Origin of the sequence: Pseudanabaena sp. UWO311 (assembly GCF_006937785.1) — a bacterium.
Classification (GTDB): domain Bacteria; phylum Cyanobacteriota; class Cyanobacteriia; order Pseudanabaenales; family Pseudanabaenaceae; genus Pseudanabaena.
The window spans coordinates 140,429-160,689 of the sequence record NZ_SJEE01000005.1; the positions used below are offsets into that span (position 1 = coordinate 140,429).

Sequence of the window (20,261 nt, forward strand, 5' to 3'; positions counted from 1 at the left end):
AGCTTTTTTTACAAATTGTAAATTTAAAGAGCTAATAGCTAATAGCCAATAGCTAACAGCTATGAAAAACTATGCCCAAAGAAGCCTTATTCGGTTTATCTCTATTTCCCTATCTTGCCTTTCTCTGGTTTGCCACCAGATCTCGCCAATTTCCCAAACTGGGACTTTGGGGATTTTATGGGACATTAGTATTTGTGGCGATTACAATTCCCGCAGGAATTTATGCACAAGTCCATTACGGCAAAGCTTTAGCCAATGTTGATTGGTTGCATGGCAGCGCCGAGTCATTCTTGACCATCACTAATATTTTGTTGGTATTAGGTTTTAAAAAAGCGCTTAAAAATGCAATTAAACCTAAAGATTAGAGTTGACAATTTGAGCGTATCTAATCTTTGTGAATATAATGAGCGATTATTGTAGTTAATATCGCTGACTGCCAATGCGAGGAATTTATGAACAGACATTATCAACGCATTTCTGAGGTTTTGACGATCGCAGTGCTAGCGATCGCTAGCACTATGGTTAGTCCAGTACTTTCTCAATCAACGCAACCACAAAGAGGCGATGCCGATCGCCTGCGTCCTGCTCAAGGTCAGCCGATCTCTCCTACAAATACTGATCAATTTTCAATAGAAAGAGATTCTCCGCGCTCAGATCTCAAAATTCAAAATATTAATCTCGACGTTGAGGAGATTCAGCCAGTCATCCCTGGTAATTACAACGCTTCTCCCCAGAAAGTGAATCGGTCTGGTACTTTTATTAGCGATCCACTTAACGCGATCCAGATCTTCCAAGAGTCTGGCACATCTCGGCGCGAAAAATAATTAAAGACGGCGCAAAGCTCCGTCTTTAATTTTCGGTTTAACTCAATCCAAATCTTCCAAGAGTCTGGCATTTGCTCATATAGCAATAAGAAAATAGCTAGAACAAATCAAAACCAAAAACACAAGTGGCGGCGCGAAGCGCCGCCACTTGTGTTTTTGGTTTTATTGCTCATAGAAAGTTAAAGAGAGCGCAATTCGCTCTCTTTAACTTTCTATGAGCAAATGACCAGTGGCTAATCCACATGCTCGCTTAATTGGTAAGGCAGCAGCTAGATCAAAAGCTCCTTGACGAGCGATCGCGCCGTCGATTGTCGTTGTCACAACTACGTCTAAACCAGCTTTAAAAGCGATCGCAGCTGCATGATGTGCGGTGATGAGACCGCCAAGCACCATTGGTTTAAGAATAATAATATCGGCGGCTTGAGTATTAATCACTTGCTGCAATTGTGAGAGGTTATTTACTGACTCATCAGCAGCAACTGGAATTGATTGCGCTCGCCTGACTTCTGCCATACCTAACAAATCAGAAGCAGCAACAGGCTGCTCGACATATTCGATTTGCAAAAATTCAAGTTTTTTTAAATTAGTGATCGCTTCAGACACTGACCATCCTTGATTTGCATCAATCCGAATTTGGATATGAGCGTCAACCTGCGATCGCACTGCTTCTATTCGTTGCAAATCCATTCCAAAATCCTCAGTTCCCAATTTAATTTTCAGGCAACGATAACCTTGAACAATATATTCTCTCGCTTTTGTTGCCGCTATCTCTGGTGCGATCACTCCAATTACTGCATTAATAGAAACTTGATCACGAACTATTCCAGAGAAGGAATTAGCTAGTAATTGAGAAATAGATATACCTTGAACTTGTGATAATAAATTGAGCAATCCTAATTCAATTCCATGTTTCGCAGCAGGGGTACGATCATATTTTGAAAGGAAGTTCTCAATATCATTAAGATTATGAATCTCTACATTAATTAGCGATCGCTGAGCCTCTCTTAAAGTTCTTTCAGTTTCAGCAAGAGATTCCATCCCAAACCCACTAAGCGGCGCAGATTCTCCTAAACCAATATGCTGAAAACCATCATCTGATTTGCGATCGCAAATCTCAACAATAAATCCTTCTCGATGGGAAAGTTTACCTAATGCTGTTTGAAATGGTTCGCGAAAAGCAAGTCGATAAGGTTGATATTGAAGAGATTGAACGATAAAAGCCACAGCTAAGCCAGAGCAAAAGTTATACAAAAGTTATATGAATAGCAATCTATGTTGCAAATAAGATTTTATAGTTTATAGTCATATTTACAAATTGATTTTAGACAGATCAAGATCATGATTAAGAAAAGTTTTTTGGTTTCTGCAAGCCTACTAGCTTTCAGCTTGGTGGCAAACGTTGCTTCCGCTTCTGCTGATCAGTGGTACTTCTATGTCAAAAATAGCAGTAACTCTACAATCAAAAAGCTATTGGTTGGTGAGCCAAATAAAACTTGGGGATTTTTTGATATTGGTTCAGGTATAACTCCAGGCGAAAATACTAAGATAGTTTGGGACAGTTCCACTGACAATCAATCATGTAAGCAATGGATTAAAGCTCGATTTGCTGATGGTAGTGAAAGTGAGCCATCTTATATCGATTTCTGCAAAAATCTAGATGATCCAATTGTCTTCAATTAATCTACAGATGTTACGTAGAAGGAATTCTTATGATGATAAAATCTAGGATAACCACGGGGAGATTGCTCTGCGTCGCTAGCAGTAAGTAATAGATTCATCATCTGAGTTCCACGTAATACCAACTCTCAAAATGGCAATGTCATTTTGAGAGTTAGAAACCTTCCTCTGGTTGGTTTTTAATTCTTGAAAGGATAATTACAATTTCAAGAATTGGTATATAGCTGTCGCCACATAAGCTAAGACATAAAACAAAAAAGAGTTGCTGCGCTTTACGCAGCAACTCTTTTTTGTATAAATTCTTAAAATGCATCATCATTCTAAGAATTTATAGCTACAGCAATATTAAGTTCTACTTAAAGTAGTTTTTGTTCCAAAAATTTATTGTGGTTCTTTTGAATGCACATCTCTGTAGATATAACCCCCAAACCCAAAAAAGCGGCACAAAGTGTCGCTTTTTTGGGTTTGGGGGTTGTGGAATTACTGTGGGGAATCAAGAACGCGATCTATTAAGCCATAGGCTAGAGCCTCTTGTGAAGACATATAGTAGTCACGATTCATATCGCGCTCAATCTTCTCTAGAGGCTGTCCTGTTCGCTTGGCATATTCTTCATTCAACTTTTGACGAATGCGAATAATCTCCCGCGCCTCAATCTCAATATCTGAGGCTTGACCTCTGGTTCCACCTGAAGGCTGGTGAATCATGATTCTAGCATTGGGTAAAGCATAACGCTTACCTTTAGCACCAGCCATCAATAGGAATGAACCCATCGACGCTGCTAACCCAACGCAAATTGTGGTCACATCTGCCTTGATATGTTGCATCGTATCAAAGATCGCCAAGCCTGCTGAAACCGATCCGCCAGGAGAATTGATATAAATGTAAATATCTTTGGTTTGATCCTCAGAGTCAAAGTAAAGCAGGCGAGCAATGATTGCATTTGCCATACCGTCTGTTACTTCACCACTCAAAAAGATGATACGCTCCATCGACAAACGCTCGTAGATATTAATCCACTGCGTGTAGGAATCACCAGGATAGCGATAGGGAACTCTAGGAATACCAATAGGCATAGGTTTAATTAAGAATTAGGAATTAGGAATTAGGAATTACAAATTACGAATTACGAATTACGAGTTACAAATTCGTAATTCGTAATTCCTAACTAAACGAGTGCTGGAACTGCTTTGGGCAGGTCTTTTGTGCTTTCAAGAACACGATCAATCAGCCCATATTCTTTGGCTTGCACTGGAGTCATATACAACATCCGATCCATATCTTTGGTGATGGCTTCGGTGGACTTGCCTGTGGTACGCGACAAGATTTCGAGCATCGCAGCACGGTTCGTCAATACTTCTTTCGCCTGAATCTGCAAATCAGAGGCTTGCCCTCTGGTTTGGCGGCGGGCTTGGTGTAAGACTATCGTGGCATTTGGTAAGCTAGCTCGAAAACCTTTGGTTCCGCTGGCGAGAATCATCGCGGCGGTTCCCATGGCTTGTCCGAGACAGATGGTATGGACAGGTGGCTTGATATAGTTGAGTGTGTCGCAAATAGCAAAAGCTTCGGTCTCAAAACCGATCGCATCGCCTGTATACCAAGATGTCCCCGTGGAGTTGATATATAGGAAAATCGGTTTTTCAGGATCTTCGTATTGCAAATATAAAAGTTGGGCGATGAGCAATTCTGTAACATCGACACCAAGCTGCTGTTTGTATTCGTCGGGAGATACAAGAGGCAACCCAAAGTAAATAATCCGCTCTTTTAGTAGTAGCGAAGGTAAGTCAGGCGGCGGTGTGCGTCCGTATGACGAATCCCCTGAATAGGCGGCTTGTGCGGCTTGGGGAACAGAGCGAGAAGGTCGATCCATGTTTATTCGTGTTAATGACACTAACTCTGCTAGCTTATCACAGCGATCCCCCTGCTATGGGCGATGTTAGCCGAGATTGAGGTAGGGTTTGCCGTCTAAGGCTGAGGGACTAGATGGCTGAGGCTACCCAAGATAGAGTTGCTGCACAAAGTGACGCAACTCTATCTTGGGTTTAACATGATTGGCTTTAGCTATATCAAAACCTAATGAATCTATGAGGCAAGAATCATGGGTTACGCGATCAATTTTTCGTGAAAGACCCTCAGTGCAATGCTTTGCCCTCCATTTGTTGCTTAATCCCAAAGCACTGTAAAATTCTAATCAAAGTCTATCGAGTAATTCTTAAAAATGTCACAGTATCACAAACCTACAGTTATTATTACAGGCGCTTCTTCAGGTGTTGGACTATGGTCAGCCAAGTCAATGGCTGATAAAGGCTGGCATATCGTCATGGCTTGCCGCAATATCTCCAAAACAGAAAAAGCTGCCGAATCTGTTGGTATTCCGAAAAGTAGCTACACAATCATCCAAGTTGATCTTGGCTCCCTAGTTAGTGTGCGCGAATTTGTGGCTAAATTCCGAGCTACAGGAATGCCCCTTGATGCCTTGTTGTGCAACGCTGCGATCTATATGCCTTTGCTCAAAGAACCATTGCGATCGCCTGAAGGATTTGAGTTGACAATGACCACCAATCACCTCAGTCATTTTCTCCTGTGTAATCTGCTACTAGAGGACATGAAAAAGTCTACCCATCCCGATCGCCGTATGGTCATTTTGGGAACAGTCACCCATAATCCCGATGAATTGGGTGGCAAGATCCCCCCGCAGCCAGACCTCGGCAATCTCGAAGGTTTTGAGAAAGGGTTCAAGCCGCCGATCTCCATGGCAAATGGGAAGAAATTTGAACCTGTCCGTGCCTACAAAGAGAGCAAAGTTTGCAATATCTTGACGATGAGAGAGTTGCACCGCCGCTATCATGAATCCACTGGCATCACTTTCACTTCCCTCTATCCTGGTTGTGTTGCTGATACGCCGCTCTTCCGCAATCACTATCCTCTCTTCCAGAAGCTATTCCCATTATTTCAAAAGAATATTACTAAGGGATATGTCACGCAGGAGCTATCGGGTGAAAGAGTTGCTGCTGTTCTTGCAGATCCTGAATATAAGCAGTCAGGAGCCTATTGGAGCTGGGGCAATCGTCAGAAAAAAGATGGTAAGTCTTTTGTGCAGACAGTATCTCCTCAAGCTCGCGATGATGCAAGAGCAGAACGCATGTGGGACTTAAGCGCAAAGCTTGTTAGACTCGTGTAGACAACTGCCCTTCCTAGCGAATAATTTGGGATGCGCGGTGATATCGCATTGGGTTTGCTATAGAAATGTAAGTTTTGCTTAGGATATAAAACCCAAAAGATAAGTGGCGGCGCTTCGCGCCGCCACTTATCTTTTGGGTTTTATATTTCGTTACTAAATTTGTAACCACGAAGAATTGCAAGATTACTTGATGTAAATTGAGGGTAAAGAAATTTGAGGCTTCTCATATGCTTACCCCATCAAACCTGCGGATTTTGGCAATTTGTTCTGTATTGGTTGGCGGGATTGTTATTGCTAGTTATCCTCGTTCGACTGAGTCATCGGCGATTCCCAATCGTTTAAGCGATGAGAAGATCGGAAATAACACTACACAGCCCATATCCTCCGTACCATCCAGAAATTATATCCCTCAAAACTCGACTGTATCGATCGCTATTAACCAGAATGGGAATATCCGACGACCCGACCCTAGGGGCTACATCAATGTTGGTATTCGAGAAACCTATAAGATTGAAATTAACTCACCTAGCTATACGAGCGCCGTTAGCATAAAAATCGATGGTGTTTCCATTATTGATGGGTTGATCTGCGATCGCTCTGTCATCTTGGAGCGACCTCGCGCGATCGCTAAGCAATTTATCGTTTTAGAAGAAGGTAATCCAGGGCTAGATCGAGATGGTGGCATCAATAATCCCGATCTAGGCTTAATTGAAGTTACATTTAAACCAATCAAACGCCGAGATGCGATCGCGCTTGAAACACCTAGAACTCAAGAATTTCCTCCATCAGCTTCAGCACCTTCTAATTCAGCCCCATCCAAAGATGAAGCGTCTAAATCGAGAGCCAGTGAAAATCGCAGTAATGCCGTGGGAACTGGTTTAAGTGGCACTTCCTCTCAAGATTTTGTAGCGACTAATGAGTGGGTAGAAGCCCCAGAGATTGCTCCCACTTACACTAAAAAATATCGCTTAATCGGATTACGTGCACCAGATCCTGTAACACTTCACAACATGAATCAGAACAGACCATCAGAGATTACCGATCCAGTCCCCCCAAGACTTTAGGGAAGAAAATTGCGGCGCAAAGCGCCGCAATTTTCTTTTTGTTATTTATGACAGTATGGCAACGTCATTTTGAGAATTAGTATTACAAGCGCTATGCTATTGGCAAATTCCGCCTAATAACAATATGCGATCGCCACTAGCCTTATTACTAACAGCTTTGCTGGCTATCGGTTTTAGCCAGACTGCCACAATAGCTATAGACTCAGCTTACGCTCAGTCAGCGCAGCCTCTCGACAACAATGTCATCAAGAAAGTCACGCCGACTAAAGCTCCCTCGAAGACAAAGCCATCACACACACTCGACAATGACTATAGCAACCCCAATTTAAAAGCGGGAAACCCTAGCAAAGCTACACCTGATGTTGCGAATGCCGATAACTATTTGATGCTCAAGCCTGAGTATGTGCTGAGCTATAGCAAAAGTCGTAACATAGCAAACTGGGCTTCATGGCAATTAAATAAATCATGGATGGGTGATGCAAAGCGTCAAAACAATTTTCGTCCTGATCCAGCTTTACCTAAGGGATGGTATCGGGTAGTAACTACTAACTATGGCGGGTCAGGATTCGATCGCGGCCATCTCGTTAATTCTGAAGATCGTGGTCAATCGGTGGAGGTTAACTCTTCCACTTTCTTGATGACGAACATCGTACCGCAAGCACCCGATAACAACCAAGGAGGATGGGAAAAGTTAGAAAGCTACAGTCGAATCTTGGCTAATCAAGGCAAAGAGCTTTATATCATCGCTGGTGGCTTTGGCATTGGTGGCGAAGGCAATAATGGTAAAGCTTCTCAATTGAAGGGCAAAATCACTGTGCCTGAAACCATGTGGAAGGTGATCTTAGTTCTTGACGAACCTACCAAAGGTTTAGAAGGAGTAACTGCCGACACTCGCACGATCGCAGTGCTTATGCCAAACAAGCAAGGACGCAATAATAAGTGGCAAGATTTTTGCGTGTCAGTTGATGATGTGGAAAAGTTGACAGGCTATGATTTCTTTTCCAATATTCCTCCCGATATCCAAGAGCAGATTGAGTCAAAGAAAGGCTGTTAGGTTTAGGTTTCAACAACTGTAGTTTTCAGCCCGACCAAATCATTCCCGATCGCACCAATAATATAAACGTCGATCTTGACTTTGCCAAGGCGAAACACTTGGACATTTTCTAAGGTAGCGATCGCAGTTTGCAAGTCGCGAAACCGTTGAGCAATTTCCCGATCTGCATCTTCAAACCAATCTTGATCTGTAACTACGGGCGCAAAGAGCTCTTCTAAGGAGATCTCTTTGATCGGCGTTTTCGCAGGTTTACCCGATTGGGTCAGGATGGTTTTACGATTGAGGGTTGCAGATTTCCAAGTGAAAGGTTCTAGAGGATATTCGGACTCACTAGGGAATAGTAAACCTTCGGAGAGTTTAGTAAGGCGATCGCTGATTTCTGTAGCAGTCATCGGTGTGGTTAATTGCGTATGCTATGACCATACTGCTATTTTTGGATCTGGTGGTGTTAAATGAAACCTCACAGCAGGAAATATCCCGCGCGGCGGGATATTTCCTGCTGTGAGGTTTATTATCGTATGGATCGCACTGAAGCAATTACATGATTAGCGACAGTTTCGATCTCATCAAAAGTGTTAAATCTGCCAATGCCAAATCGAATGGAAGCATAAGCTAACTCCTTGGAATGTCCCAAACAGGTAAGCACATGAGATGGTGCAGTCTTTGCAGAAGTACAAGCAGAACCAGAAGAAACAGCGACAACTGGCTGCAAAGCCAGCATTAAAGCGGCTCCATTCACTCCCATAAAGCTAACATTGAGATTACCCACGAGCCTCTGGGTCGGATGTCCATTGAGAATAATGCGATCAAGTTCGCTTAATCTCTGCCATAAATGTTCACGTAGGTCTAGAGCTTTCTGTTGCTCCTCAGCTTGAGAAGCGACAGAAAGCTCTAGAGCCTTTGCAAAGCCGACAATCTGCGGCGTATAGAGAGTACCAGAGCGCATTCCTCGCTCATGTCCGCCGCCATGTAACTGGGGTGCAAGATTTACTCTTGGTCGGCGACGACGTACATACAAAGCACCAATTCCCTTAGCCCCATAAATTTTATGAGCAGTGAGTGACATCAAATCGACCTGCATCGCGTTCACATCAATAGGAATTTTGCCGATCGCTTGAGCCGCATCGCTATGGAATAAGACTTGACGATCATGACAAATCTGTCCAATTTCTGCGATCGGTTGTATCACCCCAATCTCGTTATTCGCTACCATCACCGAGACTAAAATTGTATCGGTACGAATGGCATCTTTCAGTTTCTGCAAATCAATTAAGCCATCCGTTTTGACAGGTAAGTAGGTAATCTCAAACCCAAGAGATTGCAAATAAGTACAGGGATCAAGCACTGCGCTATGTTCCGTTTGTACAGTGATGATATGCCGCCCTTTTTGGTGATACGCTTCAGCTATTCCCTTAAGAGCCAGATTATTTGCTTCGGTTGCACCGCTAGTAAAAATGATCTCATCGGGTGTTGCATTGATAGCATTAGCGATCGCCTCACGCGCTAACTTGACCGCTGCTTCTGCTTCCCAGCCATAGAAATGCCCAACACTTGCCGCATTGCCAAAAGATTCCCGAAAATATGGCAGCATCGCCTCTAAAACCCTCTCATCGACGGGAGTTGTGGCATGACAATCAAGATAAATTGGTCTTTGCATAGTGCTTTAACGATTAAAGAGGGCGCTTCGCACCCTCTTTAATTTCATAGAAGAGATACTTTGTGTTCCTTGTCTAATTAGCTGACTAAATCAACGATACTTTCAAAATCTTGGAGAGACTTTTTAAATGCATTCTCCGCCGCGATCGCATCCTTATCTTTGGCTGCATTATCAAGGATCACAAAATTTTTGAATAGGTTATTAGATAAATCATTAGCAGCTTCTTTTTGAGTTTTGCTCAACTGCCCAGCAATCAATCTTAGCTCGCGTCGAATTTCGCCAAATGGCCCGTGAATGTAAGTAATCACATCATTCCATTTTTGAGCATATACAAATTTTTCGAGGCGATTGAATCGCTCACTAAGCACCTGTAGCTTTGCAGCAGAAGCTGCAAGCGCCGCCGATTGAGATTCACTTTGAGCCATCGCAGGCTGAGTTAAGACAGGTGCAAACAGAGTGCCGACTAGCGCCAGCATTAAGCAAAAGGCGATCGCAACTTTTTTAAAACCTTTCCAATAATTTTTGAGATTCAACACGGAAAAAAATACTCCTTTATCAATAATTACAGATCCAATAAATGTGTTGTGAGCGCAAAGCGTCCATAACACATTTTATAGAAGGCGCAAAGCACCACACCAAGATTATTATTTTACTTGTTTCAAAGCATCTGCCGAGCCTGCTACCGAAATAGCAGGTGTTACAAAATATTTTTGCGCTACATTCTGCACATCAGCGACGGTCACTCCTTCAATAGCCTCGACAAATTGGCGATCAAACTCTAAGCCTAAGCCCATCACCTCATACCATCCATACACTTGAGCAATTTGACCATTAGTTTGCTTACCAAGGGCATATTGTCCCAGTAACTTACTCTTGCATATTGCTAACTCTTCATTTGAGATCGCAACAGTGGCAAGCCGCTCACACTCATGACGTAACCCTTCAAGGGCAACCCCTGTGTTTTGCGGAGCCGTTCCCATATAAGCGACAAATTGCGAAGCTTCTAATCTCGTGGGATAAAATGCAGAGACTTCGTAAGCAAGCCCCCGTTTTTCGCGTAATTCCACAAACAAGCGGCTCGATAATCCATTGCCTAAATAGGTCGAGATAATTTTTAGCGCGGCATAGTCGGGAGAGCTAACTGATGGCGCAGGATAACCAATTATGACGATCGCCTGTTGTGTATCCTGTTCATGGGTAACTAATCGAGACTGGAAATTGGGTGTGGGTGTCGATATAACAGTAGGTTGATGTGGCTTTTTCCAATCACCAAAGGCTTCACCCACAAGAGAGAGAGCTTGATCTGGCGAAATCTTACCTGCAATGCTAACCACCATTTGATCGGGGCGCAAATAAGTTTGGTGAAAATCAACCAAGTCATTACGAGTGAGGTTACTGACAGTTGCTTCTGTACCAAGGCTTGGGAATCCATAGGGATGATCCCCATACATTAGCTGTTGCAAGTGATCATAGGCGATCGTAAATGGGCGCTCCTGTTGAGATCGGATTGATTGAATTGTCAACCTTCTTTCGAGATCAAGCTCGCTGTCGGGATAGCTAGGCGATCGCAAAATCTCTGAACCCAGCAGTAGCATGTCATGAAAATCTGATGAAATAGTTTTTAATGAGAGTAAAAAATAGTCGCTTGAGCACTCTGTTCCCAATGATGCGCCAATCGACTCCACCTGTTCTGCAATTTCTAGGGAGGAAGATCTTTCAGTGCCGCGTGTCATCAGTGAGGCTGCTAGATGGGTTAGTCCTGATTTGGTCGAGCGTTGGACGCGCTCACCGCCCGCAAAGAAGCACCGTGCTGCGATGATATCAGCCGTAGGATTTTCGGTTACTAAAACCACAATGCCATTGGATAAGACCAAGCGATCGCTGATTCGTTGTGACATTGCTAATGACAAATTTTGATTCCCGAATTTACAAACAACAAACGTTACAAGAAACAAATATTAAAGATAGTGACTCGCGATATCTTTAATATCCCTAGCTTATACCAATTAACAAAAGTGTGATGACACTTTTGTTAATTGGTATAACTAACTGATCTCAAATCTGCAAGCGACACCCCCACTAGCAGATTTGGGATCAGCTAGCAGAATTCAGCGATTTCCAGCCAAACTGACGATATACATAATCTCCAACTTAATGAACTATGAGTAATGGGTCGGAAAATCAGCTACTTACGTTTAGTAACCGACAGATTATGCTAGATTTTCTGTCATCTTCAAAGCGTCGTACTAATATGTTTAAAGATGGGAATGGCTTAGGGCTAACTGTCTTTATAAATTAATTAAAAAATCTGAACAAAATCACACAAATCCAATCAGTCATCAATACAAGTCGGTTTAAGTTTCATGCAATACAAAACCTACCGTGCCTTGCGCTTAAAAAAATATCGAAAAATTTAGGAGCAAATTATTAGGTAATTGTCTAGATAATCACCAGCATTTTGTGGTTGAGATGCTCGAAAAAACGCTGTAAATAAGAATGACGTTAATTGCGGAGAGGATTGGATGAGTACTGCAAAGGATAAACAAAAATGTCTAGATTGCTTAACACAAGCGATCGCAGACTTACATGGTCAAGTTGACATTGAGCAATTGACTAAAATCTCCAATTTGATCATTCAGACCATGACTGGCCCCTGGCGATCGTTTCATACACCAAATCATATTTTTGAGGTTGGCGAAGGGGGAGATGCGATCGAGGTAATATCAGCAATATTTCATGACCTAGTTTATGTACAGGTAGATCAGGGCATCAGCGTCAATATTAGTCGCTATATTTCACCATATATCAAGCAAGATCGTGAGCAATTAGTCATTCTTGACCCTCCCGAACTTCAAGAAGATATGATTTTTAGAATGGTAACGATGCTGTTTGGCTTTGAGCATGGACAGCCTCTACTACCAATGTCTGGGCAAAATGAGTTTCTAAGTGCACTCATCGCCGTCAAAGCCCTAGAAAATATGCTGCCTTTATCGACATTGACTGAAATAGCTGCATGTATCGAAGCCACAATTCCGTTTCGTCCACAATTAGATTCTGGGTTGACTTGCTCTGATTTGCTATTTGGGCGTTTAGTTAATGCTAATGAGATATTTCATTTTGGGTGGGAGGATCAAGAAATTGCTGAAATTGTCAAAAGGGCAGTCCGTTTATCTAATCGCGATGTCGAAAATTTTGCGAGTACCAATTCATCTAGGTTTCTGAACAATACTTGGAACTTAATTCCAGAGACCAATCATGATCTTAAGAATGTCAACTCCTACAGTGTGCATGGCTATCGAGTTTCCATCCAAAAAATGGAAGGATTTATGAACTTCCTCTCACCTGAAATTGTTTTTCGACGCTATCGCAATGAACCAAATGAGAAAGACTATTACAAATTACTTGCACAAACCAAGCAAAATTTAGAAGTAGCAAGATTATATTTAGGAACAAAACTCACGTCAATCGCAATTTTGGAAGCTCTATCATTTCGGATCGGACGTGATATATCGCTTTCGACAATGATGGGTGAATTACCGTTAGAAGACAGACCTGTAGTGGGATTAGAACAGTTTTTACCAGAAATCATCACACCGCAACAGCCTTCGAGTCCAGTTGAAGCAGAGGTATTAGAGCTTTTAGACAAGGGGCGCACTGTTGACTCTAGTTACGATGTCAAAAATTCACCTGTAGCAACTTTTATGGTGAAATCGATCGGTTTTACAGAAATGCAACGCATGTTAGAACTTTCCAAGGAATTTTTCAAGGGAAATTTAACCTCAGAGGAGTTAATTGCAAGTTGTGATCCTTATGTAATGTCAATGATTAAGAGTGCGGTTTTGCAGTTGTTTGACTCTCGCAAAGCTGCTCTTTCTCAGTAGTCAATGTCATACAATCCAAGAGTTTTGTTGAGAGTGTTGCGAGGCAACACTCTCAACAAAACTCTTGGATTTAGGGAACTCCAAAGAAAAAATGATCCATATAAAACCCCAAAATATAGCGGCGGGCGTAGCCCGCCGCTATATTCTGGGGTTTTATATGGATCATTTTTTCCTTTGAGTTTCCTAAGTACTTGTACTAAAAAAGTTACCGAAACCCGTAAAGTTGCGCCCCGCAGAGGCGAAACTTTATGGGTTTCGGTTTGTAATTAATTTTGCTTGAGTTACTTTCGCATCAAAGCGTTAAACTGAAAACAGTCCCTCAACTCGTGGTTATGGCAAGTTTTCTGTTAGAAGTTGGTACTGAAGAGCTACCTGCTAGCTTTATTGTTGATGCTTTGCGCCAATGGCAAGAGCGCATCCCAAAAAATTTAGATGAACACCAATTAACTACGAGTAAGGTCAGTGTCTATGGTACGCCTCGTCGTCTTGCCGTATTAATCGAAGGCTTACCAAATCAACAAAGCGATCGCAGTCTAGAAATCAAGGGGCCAGCGATCGGTTCAGCTTTTGTTAATGGCGATCCACAAGGCGAACCCACCAAGGCTTTATTAGGTTTTGCCAAGTCTAAGGGCATAGATCTCCAAAATATTTTTATTAAAGAAACTGATAAGGGCGCATTTGTCTTTGCTCATCAGCAGATTATCGGTCGCCAGACTAAGGATATTTTGCAAGAACTTGCCCCGACTTGGATTACGGGACTCGAAGGTAAGCGCTTGATGCGTTGGGGTAATGGCGATCTGAAATTTCCTCGTCCGATTCGTTGGTTAGTGTCATTATTTAACTCCAAGCTTTTGCCGATCGCCTTAGAAAATGTCCAAAGCGATCGCATTAGCCAAGGGCATCGTGTCCTGCATCCGCGATCGGTAATTATTGACACAGCGATCGATTATGTGGCGACTTTACGCGAAGCCTTTGTATTAGTAGATGGAAAAGAGCGTAAAGCACATATTCTCACGCAGATGAATAGCATTGTGGAATTATTTGGCGGAAAAGCTGAAATTCCTGAAGATTTACTCGAAGAAGTTACTTATTTAGTGGAATTTCCCACAGCGTTAATTGGTGAATTTGAACGGGAATATTTAGAACTGCCTCAACCCGTAATCAAGACCGAAATGGTTAGCCATCAGCGCTATTTCCCTGTACATTCACTCAAAAATCCTGAACAATTATTACCGCGCTTTATCACCATTTCCAATGGTGACCCTGATAAATCGCGTTTGATTTCGGCTGGAAATGGTCGGGTAATTAGGGCGCGTCTCTCCGATGGCAAGTTTTTCTACGATAGCGATCGCGCGGTACATTTAGAGACTTTCTTGCCACTTTTAGAAAAAGTTACCTTTCAAGCCCAGCTTGGCTCGGTCGCTGAAAAAGTAGAAAGAATTCGGGCGATCGCTAAAGTGGTGATTGCGTCAATCGCGAATTTAGAAACCACTGAAGCAGACAAGGCGATCATCGATCGCACAGCCCAACTCGCCAAAGCCGATCTCGTCACGCAGATGGTCAAGGAATTTCCTGAGCTGCAAGGTCAAATGGGTTATTACTACGCCCTTTCTAGCAAAGAACCTGTTGCTGTGGCGACGGGTATTCGGGAGCATTATCAACCACGCGGCGCTAGTGACTCATTGCCAACTTCTTTGGCGGGTAAGATTGTGGCGATCAGCGATCGCATTGATACCCTCGTTGGTATTTTCGGCTTGGGGATTATTCCTACAGGTTCGTCTGACCCATTTGCATTGCGCCGCGCCGCTACTGGCGTTGTCCAGATTGTATGGGAAAGTGATTTTGCCCTCGATTTGCCGAAGTTATTACAAGCCGCGATCGCAATTTACGCCGCAAAGAATTTGCTGGCGACACCTGCGGAAGCCGTTCTGGAGAATCTCTACAAATGGTTTAAACAGCGTTACGAGACAATTTTGGCAGATCAAGGGATTGAATATGATCTTGTTAATGCAATATCAGGTAATGAGGATCTCGCCTATACCTTGCAAGGCTTGAGCAATCTCACTCGCATCAAGGAACGCGCTCACTTCCTCCAAAAATCTCGCGATGGGGCAACACTCAGCGCTATCTATGAGCCAATCGTCAGGGCTTCTCGACTTGCAGTTCAGGGAGACTTGGATAGCATGACAGTTGATGTGACAGCAATTATTAATCCTGAAACTTTGACCGAACCAGCAGAAAGGGATTTATATCAGGCGATCGCTGCTTTGCCAAGTCAGCCTAGTGATGAGCAGTTGATGGCAGGGATTATGGAGATCGCGCCTGTCTTAGCCAAATTCTTTGATGATGTATTAGTCATGGCAGAAGATACATTAGTACGGCAAAATCGACTTAACTTGCTAGGCATTATCCGCAACTACAGCCGCAAACTCGCAGACTTTAGCGCCATTCTTAAATAAATTCTAGACAGGTATAGCTGTGGCTATTCTTTTTTAGGACATAAAACCCAAATATTGAGAGGCGGCGCAAAGCGCCGCCTCTCAATATTTGGGTTTTGATTTGTCTTTATAAAATTGGCTAAGGCTACACTTATAGCGATAGATCCCTTCTCCTGTGTTTCAAGGGGGAATGATTGATTGAATTTTCATATCAAAAATGGTTATATGATTACGCCTGTAGATTAGATTAGAAAAACTTATTAAATAAATCAAAATATAAACGAAAACTCATCATTTTTTCAACCCACTAAAATACCTACAACTCTTTTGGGAAAACAGTTATAGATATTACGACAACCTTGAAAGCGATCGATAACTATCACCTATAACCAATGGTAGAAATAAAAAGCTAATTGTTCGCTTGGTTGCCAAGAACGATATGATGCGTGTTGATACCCTTGTGGGTGATTGAGATAAACGTAACTTGGTTGACCACCTTTAATTAGGTATAAGTTCAGGCTCTCGTTTATTTTTTTGGCTGCAATCTTTAAGAGGTTTATTACATACATGGCTACCTTCAAAGTAAGACTGATTAATGAAGCTGAAGGGCTTGATAAGACTATCGAAGTTCCTTCTGATGAGTACATTCTTGATGTTGCTGAAGCTCAAGGAATCGATCTTCCTTACTCCTGCCGCGCTGGTGCTTGCTCTTCTTGTGCTGGCAAAATCGTTAAGGGTGAGATTGATCAAGGCGATCAGTCCTTCTTGGATGACGAGCAAATCGAAGCTGGATACGCTCTCCTTTGCGTAACCTATGCTCAGTCTGATTGTGAAATCTTGACCCACCAAGAAGAAGCTCTCTACTAATCGCTTCTTTTCATAAATTTTTTAAAAGCTCCGATCGCTAGTACTTTAAGTGCAACGCTCGGAGTTTTTTCGTTAATTGTCATTTTAAACACTGGTTTTCAAAAGACCAGACTGCGGCTCGAAAAACCAGTTTTGGGTTTCCCAGCGCCTGCGGCGCTGGGAAACCCAAAACTGGTTTCATAATTTAGAATTGCTGGTTTTTGATGCAAGCTTTAATCTGAGTGGTATTTTGATGATACATTTCTCAAAGTCTAAAAAGTCTAAACAGCAAAGAGGCATCACCAATTTTGTCTGGCAACGAAGAAGAAATCGACATGGAAACGCAGGAATTACAATCCACTGCAAAGTCTGCTAAGCGATCGCTACTGAATATCGCTACGATTGTGGCGATCGCAACTTTGTTGAGCAAAATATTTGGATTACTGCGTCAAGTGGCGATCGCGGCAGCTTTTGGAAACGGTACTGCCTACGGAGCTTACAACTTCGCCTACGTGATTCCAGGCTTCTTGCTAATCTTACTTGGCGGCATTAATGGGCCATTTCATAGCGCGATCGTTAGTGTTTTAGCCAAGCGCGATCGCAAAGAAGTTGCCGCAATCATCGATAGCATCACCACCATCGTTACAGGGATTCTATTACTGGTGAGTGTTGCGCTAGTAATTTTTGCTGAACCATTGATGCATTTGGTCGCCCCTGGATTATTTATCCCAGAAGCAGATTTACTCGCAAAAGGAATTACCCCTGAAACTATTCAAAACCTAAAGATTACTAAAGACATTGCGATCCAACAGTTTCAGATCATGGCTCCAATGGCAGTTTTGGCAGGACTAGTGGGGATCGGATTTGGGGCTTTAAATGCTGCTGACGCATACTGGTTGCCTTCTGTCAGCCCTATATTTTCTAGCTTGACAGTACTCATTGGCATCGGCGGCTTGTTTGTGGCAATGGGCAGCAAGATTTTACTACCAGAAAATGCGGTGCTAGGCGGTGCGGTGCTCGCTTGGTCAACTCTAGCAGGAGCAGTTCTGCAATGGCTGGTGCAATTACCTGTTCAGCTCAAAGCTGGCATGGGTGGATTTAAGCTAAGGTTTGACTTTCAGCGTCCTGAAGTCAAAGAAGTCTTAAAAATTATGATCCCCGCCACTTTTTCATCGGGGATGCTACAAATTAACGTCTGGACAGATTTATTTTTTGCTTCTTTCATCCCTGATGCGGCGGCGGCGGTGTCGGCAATGGGCTATGCGGGGTTATTAGTGCAAACGCCTCTGGGGATTTTGTCGAATGTGATCCTTGTACCGCTGTTTCCAGTTCTCTCAAAGCTAACTGATCCCGAAAATTGGGACGAACTGAAACAACGTATTCGTCAAGGATTAATGCTCACGGCTCTTACGATGTTGCCAATTAGTGCAGTGATGGTAGCACTGGCTTTGCCGATTTCTCAGGTGGTTTATGAGCGCTATGCTTTCGATGCTGAGGCTTCGCAGCTCACTGCTGTAGTTTTAATGGCTTATGCGGTAGGCATGTTTGTGTACTTAGGGCGCGATGTGTTGGTGCGTGTGTTTTATGCCCTTGGCGATGGTGATACACCATTTAAAATTAGCATTGTCAATATTTTCCTGAATGGACTATTTGATTATTTATTAGTCCAAAGATTTGGCGCAGCAGGAATTGTTTTGGCGACAGTATCAGTGAATGTACTCTCCATGATTGCGATGATGTATTTCCTCGATCGCCGTCTGAATGGGATGCCCCTAAAAAGCTGGAGCAAAACCCTCTTGGGTTTAGTCATCGCCAGTGTGATCGCAGGTGGCGCAAGTTGGGGCATTTATCATTTGCTGAGCAAGAATTTTGATAGCTTCGGCACTGTAGAAAAATTTGGTGCAGAGTTGGGTGGTTTAGCGCTCGCCAGTGCGATCGGGTTTACTATTTTTGGTGCGATCGCAGTCCAAATGAAAATCCCTGAAATCAAAGCTCTCACCAATCAAATCAAGCGTCGGTTTTCACGTTAGGCAAATAAAGAAAGGCTGAGCTTCTTTCCGTCTTTCTTTATTTGGGTTATACCGATTCACGAAAGTGTTGTCACACTTTCGTTGATTAAAAACCAAACCCAGTAAGGTTTTTAATCAACAAAATAGCTATGCCATTTTGTGATTTGGTATTAGGTAGCACTTGCCGCATTAATAGCCATTGCGTCAGAGATATAACAAACTCCGCCAAACTTTTTGGTAACTGGCTTCAGCTTTTCAACTAAAGTCTTCGTTTTTTCTTCCAAAAAGAAAGCAATCACATAGTCATTTTCCAACATACTCATATCTAGATCGCCCGAATTCGTGCCACTAACTCCCTTACCGACGACATTCCGAATCACGGTATAGTTTAAAACCCCAACTTTTTCTAAAACCTTGATAATTTTGTGCGACTCAACAGAATCAGATACAATTTCTATTCTTTTAACAGCTTGCATAATTTTATTTCTAATAAGTTCCTACTAAATTTCTTGCCTAAACCCAAACGAATGCAGGCGTTTTGCTGCGCCCATATCGTCTAAGTTGTGACCCAAAACATATTAATTACGTACATATACAGAGGAATCCCGACAATAATATTGAAGGGGAAGGTGACGGCTAAAGCAGTTGACACATAGAGGCTAGGATTGGCTTCGGGTACAGTCAGACGCATGGCGGCCGGCACAGCAATATACGAAGCACTGGCACATAGGACGGCAAATAATAGCGCGTCGCCCTGTGACATGGAAATTAACTTAGCGATCGCAATGCCCACACCTGAATTCAAAATTGGCATCAAAATCGCAAAGGCTATTAAGAAAACACCTGTTTTTTGCAAATCCTTAATTCGTTTGGCGGCGACTAAGCCCATATCCATCAAAAAGAAGGTCAACACACCGTAAAACATATCTTGCGTAAAAGGTGACAGCACATGCCAGCCTCTTTCGCCAGTCAAGCAGCCAATGATCAAACTACCAACGAGCAAAAATACAGAGCTATTCAGAAAAGCTTCACGGAGTACTTCTGACCATGCAAATTCGCTAGTTTCACCTTTTTTGGCTTTTTCCTCGGCTGTAAATAAGCTCACAAGAATCAGTCCCACAATAATCGCAGGAGATTCCATTAGCGCTAAAGCCGCTACCATATAGCCATCAAAAGCAATGTTTAACTGCCCCAAAAATGAACTAGCTGTAATGAAGGTAACCGCACTGATCGAGCCATAGGTTGCGGCGATCGCCGCCGCATTGTAAGAATCAAGTTTGATCTTGAGAATAAAAAATGAATAGACTGGTACGATGCAAGCCATTAGGATTGCTGCTGCCATAGTCAAAATCACTTCTTGGTTGATACCGCTTTTAACTAGCTCAACACCGCCCTTAAAGCCGATCGCTAACAACAGATACAGCGAAAACAATTTTGGAATTGGCGGTGGAATTTCTAAATCTGATTTAATCAACACCGCTAACATGCCCAGAAAAAAGAACAGGATTGGCGGGTTAAGAACATTAGAAACAATTAGGTCTAAATCCATTTGGACAGATCCATTAAAAATAAAAGGATTTTCTTAAAACAATTCGTACATCATGTCAGTCTACAGAATTGTATGGCGATCGC

Annotated in this window: 19 protein-coding genes; 10 read left to right on the forward strand and 9 right to left on the reverse strand. The window is 42.7% G+C overall.

Annotated features, from left to right (window positions below; all coding sequences use genetic code 11):
• Positions 1-71 precede the first annotated feature (71 nt).
• Both PseudUWO311_RS06445 and PseudUWO311_RS06450 read left to right on the forward strand, forming a co-directional pair.
• Positions 72-365: a DUF3593 domain-containing protein gene (locus PseudUWO311_RS06445; RefSeq protein ID WP_142654377.1), complete on the forward strand. Its 294-nt coding sequence runs from the start codon at positions 72-74 to the stop codon at positions 363-365.
• An 87-nt stretch (positions 366-452) separates the two neighbouring features.
• Positions 453-824: a hypothetical protein gene (locus tag PseudUWO311_RS06450; RefSeq protein WP_142654378.1), complete on the forward strand. Its 372-nt coding sequence runs from the start codon at positions 453-455 to the stop codon at positions 822-824.
• A gap of 204 nt (positions 825-1,028) precedes the next feature.
• On the opposite strand, the gene menC is transcribed toward PseudUWO311_RS06450, so the two are convergent.
• A complete protein-coding gene (menC, locus tag PseudUWO311_RS06455) occupies positions 1,029-2,048 on the reverse strand; it encodes an o-succinylbenzoate synthase (RefSeq protein ID WP_190303416.1) in 1,020 nt (339 codons plus the stop codon).
• A gap of 114 nt (positions 2,049-2,162) precedes the next feature.
• On the opposite strand from menC, the gene PseudUWO311_RS06460 reads away from it, so the two are divergent.
• Positions 2,163-2,504: a hypothetical protein gene (locus PseudUWO311_RS06460; protein ID WP_223807468.1), complete on the forward strand. Its 342-nt coding sequence runs from the start codon at positions 2,163-2,165 to the stop codon at positions 2,502-2,504.
• Positions 2,505-2,981: 477 nt separating this feature from the next.
• On the opposite strand, the gene PseudUWO311_RS06465 is transcribed toward PseudUWO311_RS06460, so the two are convergent.
• Together PseudUWO311_RS06465 and PseudUWO311_RS06470 are read right to left on the reverse strand one after the other, a co-directional pair.
• Positions 2,982-3,575, reverse strand: coding sequence for an ATP-dependent Clp protease proteolytic subunit (locus PseudUWO311_RS06465; protein WP_142654381.1), 594 nt, complete (start codon positions 3,573-3,575; stop codon positions 2,982-2,984).
• 92 nt (positions 3,576-3,667) lie between these two features.
• Positions 3,668-4,369: an ATP-dependent Clp protease proteolytic subunit gene (locus PseudUWO311_RS06470; RefSeq protein WP_103668004.1), complete on the reverse strand. Its 702-nt coding sequence runs from the start codon at positions 4,367-4,369 to the stop codon at positions 3,668-3,670.
• A 348-nt stretch (positions 4,370-4,717) separates the two neighbouring features.
• On the opposite strand from PseudUWO311_RS06470, the gene PseudUWO311_RS06475 reads away from it, so the two are divergent.
• The 3 genes from PseudUWO311_RS06475 to PseudUWO311_RS06485 all read left to right on the forward strand — a co-directional run bounded on the left by PseudUWO311_RS06475 (position 4,718) and on the right by PseudUWO311_RS06485 (position 7,798).
• Positions 4,718-5,680 (forward strand): protochlorophyllide reductase, encoded by a 963-nt coding sequence (locus PseudUWO311_RS06475; RefSeq protein ID WP_142654382.1) that lies wholly within the window; start codon positions 4,718-4,720, stop codon positions 5,678-5,680.
• A 227-nt stretch (positions 5,681-5,907) separates the two neighbouring features.
• On the forward strand, positions 5,908-6,744 hold the full coding sequence (locus PseudUWO311_RS06480) for a hypothetical protein (RefSeq protein ID WP_142654383.1): 837 nt from the start codon (positions 5,908-5,910) through the stop codon (positions 6,742-6,744).
• A gap of 124 nt (positions 6,745-6,868) precedes the next feature.
• Entirely contained in the window at positions 6,869-7,798 is a 930-nt protein-coding gene (locus PseudUWO311_RS06485) for a DNA/RNA non-specific endonuclease (protein ID WP_142654384.1), read from the forward strand.
• A 2-nt stretch (positions 7,799-7,800) separates the two neighbouring features.
• On the opposite strand, the gene PseudUWO311_RS06490 is transcribed toward PseudUWO311_RS06485, so the two are convergent.
• From PseudUWO311_RS06490 to PseudUWO311_RS06505, 4 genes are all read right to left on the reverse strand, one after another.
• The gene (locus PseudUWO311_RS06490) at positions 7,801-8,190 is read right to left on the reverse strand and encodes a nuclease A inhibitor family protein (RefSeq protein WP_142654385.1); all 390 of its coding nucleotides are present in this window, start codon (positions 8,188-8,190) and stop codon (positions 7,801-7,803) included.
• A gap of 119 nt (positions 8,191-8,309) precedes the next feature.
• Positions 8,310-9,455: an IscS subfamily cysteine desulfurase gene (locus PseudUWO311_RS06495; protein WP_142654386.1), complete on the reverse strand. Its 1,146-nt coding sequence runs from the start codon at positions 9,453-9,455 to the stop codon at positions 8,310-8,312.
• Positions 9,456-9,532: 77 nt separating this feature from the next.
• Positions 9,533-9,991: a photosystem II protein PsbQ gene (gene psbQ / locus PseudUWO311_RS06500; RefSeq protein WP_142654387.1), complete on the reverse strand. Its 459-nt coding sequence runs from the start codon at positions 9,989-9,991 to the stop codon at positions 9,533-9,535.
• 108 nt (positions 9,992-10,099) lie between these two features.
• Positions 10,100-11,353: a M16 family metallopeptidase gene (locus tag PseudUWO311_RS06505; protein WP_142654388.1), complete on the reverse strand. Its 1,254-nt coding sequence runs from the start codon at positions 11,351-11,353 to the stop codon at positions 10,100-10,102.
• Between the two features lie 624 nt (positions 11,354-11,977).
• Here PseudUWO311_RS06505 and PseudUWO311_RS06510 point away from each other — a divergent pair.
• The 4 genes from PseudUWO311_RS06510 to murJ all read left to right on the forward strand — a co-directional run bounded on the left by PseudUWO311_RS06510 (position 11,978) and on the right by murJ (position 18,650).
• Positions 11,978-13,336, forward strand: coding sequence for a hypothetical protein (locus PseudUWO311_RS06510; protein ID WP_142654389.1), 1,359 nt, complete (start codon positions 11,978-11,980; stop codon positions 13,334-13,336).
• A gap of 332 nt (positions 13,337-13,668) precedes the next feature.
• Complete coding sequence (gene glyS / locus PseudUWO311_RS06515) at positions 13,669-15,795, forward strand: glycine--tRNA ligase subunit beta (RefSeq protein WP_142654390.1); 2,127 nt, start codon at positions 13,669-13,671, stop codon at positions 15,793-15,795.
• A gap of 546 nt (positions 15,796-16,341) precedes the next feature.
• The gene (locus PseudUWO311_RS06520; protein ID WP_103668014.1) at positions 16,342-16,641 is read left to right on the forward strand and encodes a 2Fe-2S iron-sulfur cluster-binding protein; all 300 of its coding nucleotides are present in this window, start codon (positions 16,342-16,344) and stop codon (positions 16,639-16,641) included.
• Between the two features lie 314 nt (positions 16,642-16,955).
• The gene (gene murJ / locus PseudUWO311_RS06525; RefSeq protein WP_142654448.1) at positions 16,956-18,650 is read left to right on the forward strand and encodes a murein biosynthesis integral membrane protein MurJ; all 1,695 of its coding nucleotides are present in this window, start codon (positions 16,956-16,958) and stop codon (positions 18,648-18,650) included.
• Between the two features lie 149 nt (positions 18,651-18,799).
• Here murJ and PseudUWO311_RS06530 read toward each other — a convergent pair whose 3' ends face one another.
• Both PseudUWO311_RS06530 and PseudUWO311_RS06535 read right to left on the reverse strand, forming a co-directional pair.
• Positions 18,800-19,105 (reverse strand): P-II family nitrogen regulator, encoded by a 306-nt coding sequence (locus PseudUWO311_RS06530; RefSeq protein WP_142654391.1) that lies wholly within the window; start codon positions 19,103-19,105, stop codon positions 18,800-18,802.
• An 80-nt stretch (positions 19,106-19,185) separates the two neighbouring features.
• Complete coding sequence (locus tag PseudUWO311_RS06535) at positions 19,186-20,178, reverse strand: sodium-dependent bicarbonate transport family permease (RefSeq protein WP_142654392.1); 993 nt, start codon at positions 20,176-20,178, stop codon at positions 19,186-19,188.
• Positions 20,179-20,261 lie beyond the last annotated feature (83 nt).

What these genes read in the sequence shown, in the direction of transcription:
- PseudUWO311_RS06445 (WP_142654377.1), top strand. Translation starts at nt 72, where the DNA reads ATGCCCAAAGAAGCCTTATTCGGTTTATCTCTATTTCCCTATCTTGCC.
- PseudUWO311_RS06450 (WP_142654378.1), top strand. Translation starts at nt 453, where the DNA reads ATGAACAGACATTATCAACGCATTTCTGAGGTTTTGACGATCGCAGTG.
- PseudUWO311_RS06460 (WP_223807468.1), top strand. Translation starts at nt 2,163, where the DNA reads ATGATTAAGAAAAGTTTTTTGGTTTCTGCAAGCCTACTAGCTTTCAGC.
- PseudUWO311_RS06465 (WP_142654381.1), bottom strand. Translation starts at nt 3,575, where the DNA reads ATGCCTATTGGTATTCCTAGAGTTCCCTATCGCTATCCTGGTGATTCC.
- PseudUWO311_RS06470 (WP_103668004.1), bottom strand. Translation starts at nt 4,369, where the DNA reads ATGGATCGACCTTCTCGCTCTGTTCCCCAAGCCGCACAAGCCGCCTAT.
- PseudUWO311_RS06475 (WP_142654382.1), top strand. Translation starts at nt 4,718, where the DNA reads ATGTCACAGTATCACAAACCTACAGTTATTATTACAGGCGCTTCTTCA.
- PseudUWO311_RS06480 (WP_142654383.1), top strand. Translation starts at nt 5,908, where the DNA reads ATGCTTACCCCATCAAACCTGCGGATTTTGGCAATTTGTTCTGTATTG.
- PseudUWO311_RS06485 (WP_142654384.1), top strand. Translation starts at nt 6,869, where the DNA reads ATGCGATCGCCACTAGCCTTATTACTAACAGCTTTGCTGGCTATCGGT.
- PseudUWO311_RS06490 (WP_142654385.1), bottom strand. Translation starts at nt 8,190, where the DNA reads ATGACTGCTACAGAAATCAGCGATCGCCTTACTAAACTCTCCGAAGGT.
- PseudUWO311_RS06495 (WP_142654386.1), bottom strand. Translation starts at nt 9,455, where the DNA reads ATGCAAAGACCAATTTATCTTGATTGTCATGCCACAACTCCCGTCGAT.
- PseudUWO311_RS06505 (WP_142654388.1), bottom strand. Translation starts at nt 11,353, where the DNA reads ATGTCACAACGAATCAGCGATCGCTTGGTCTTATCCAATGGCATTGTG.
- PseudUWO311_RS06510 (WP_142654389.1), top strand. Translation starts at nt 11,978, where the DNA reads ATGAGTACTGCAAAGGATAAACAAAAATGTCTAGATTGCTTAACACAA.
- glyS (WP_142654390.1), top strand. Translation starts at nt 13,669, where the DNA reads ATGGCAAGTTTTCTGTTAGAAGTTGGTACTGAAGAGCTACCTGCTAGC.
- PseudUWO311_RS06520 (WP_103668014.1), top strand. Translation starts at nt 16,342, where the DNA reads ATGGCTACCTTCAAAGTAAGACTGATTAATGAAGCTGAAGGGCTTGAT.
- murJ (WP_142654448.1), top strand. Translation starts at nt 16,956, where the DNA reads ATGGAAACGCAGGAATTACAATCCACTGCAAAGTCTGCTAAGCGATCG.
- PseudUWO311_RS06530 (WP_142654391.1), bottom strand. Translation starts at nt 19,105, where the DNA reads ATGCAAGCTGTTAAAAGAATAGAAATTGTATCTGATTCTGTTGAGTCG.
- PseudUWO311_RS06535 (WP_142654392.1), bottom strand. Translation starts at nt 20,178, where the DNA reads ATGGATTTAGACCTAATTGTTTCTAATGTTCTTAACCCGCCAATCCTG.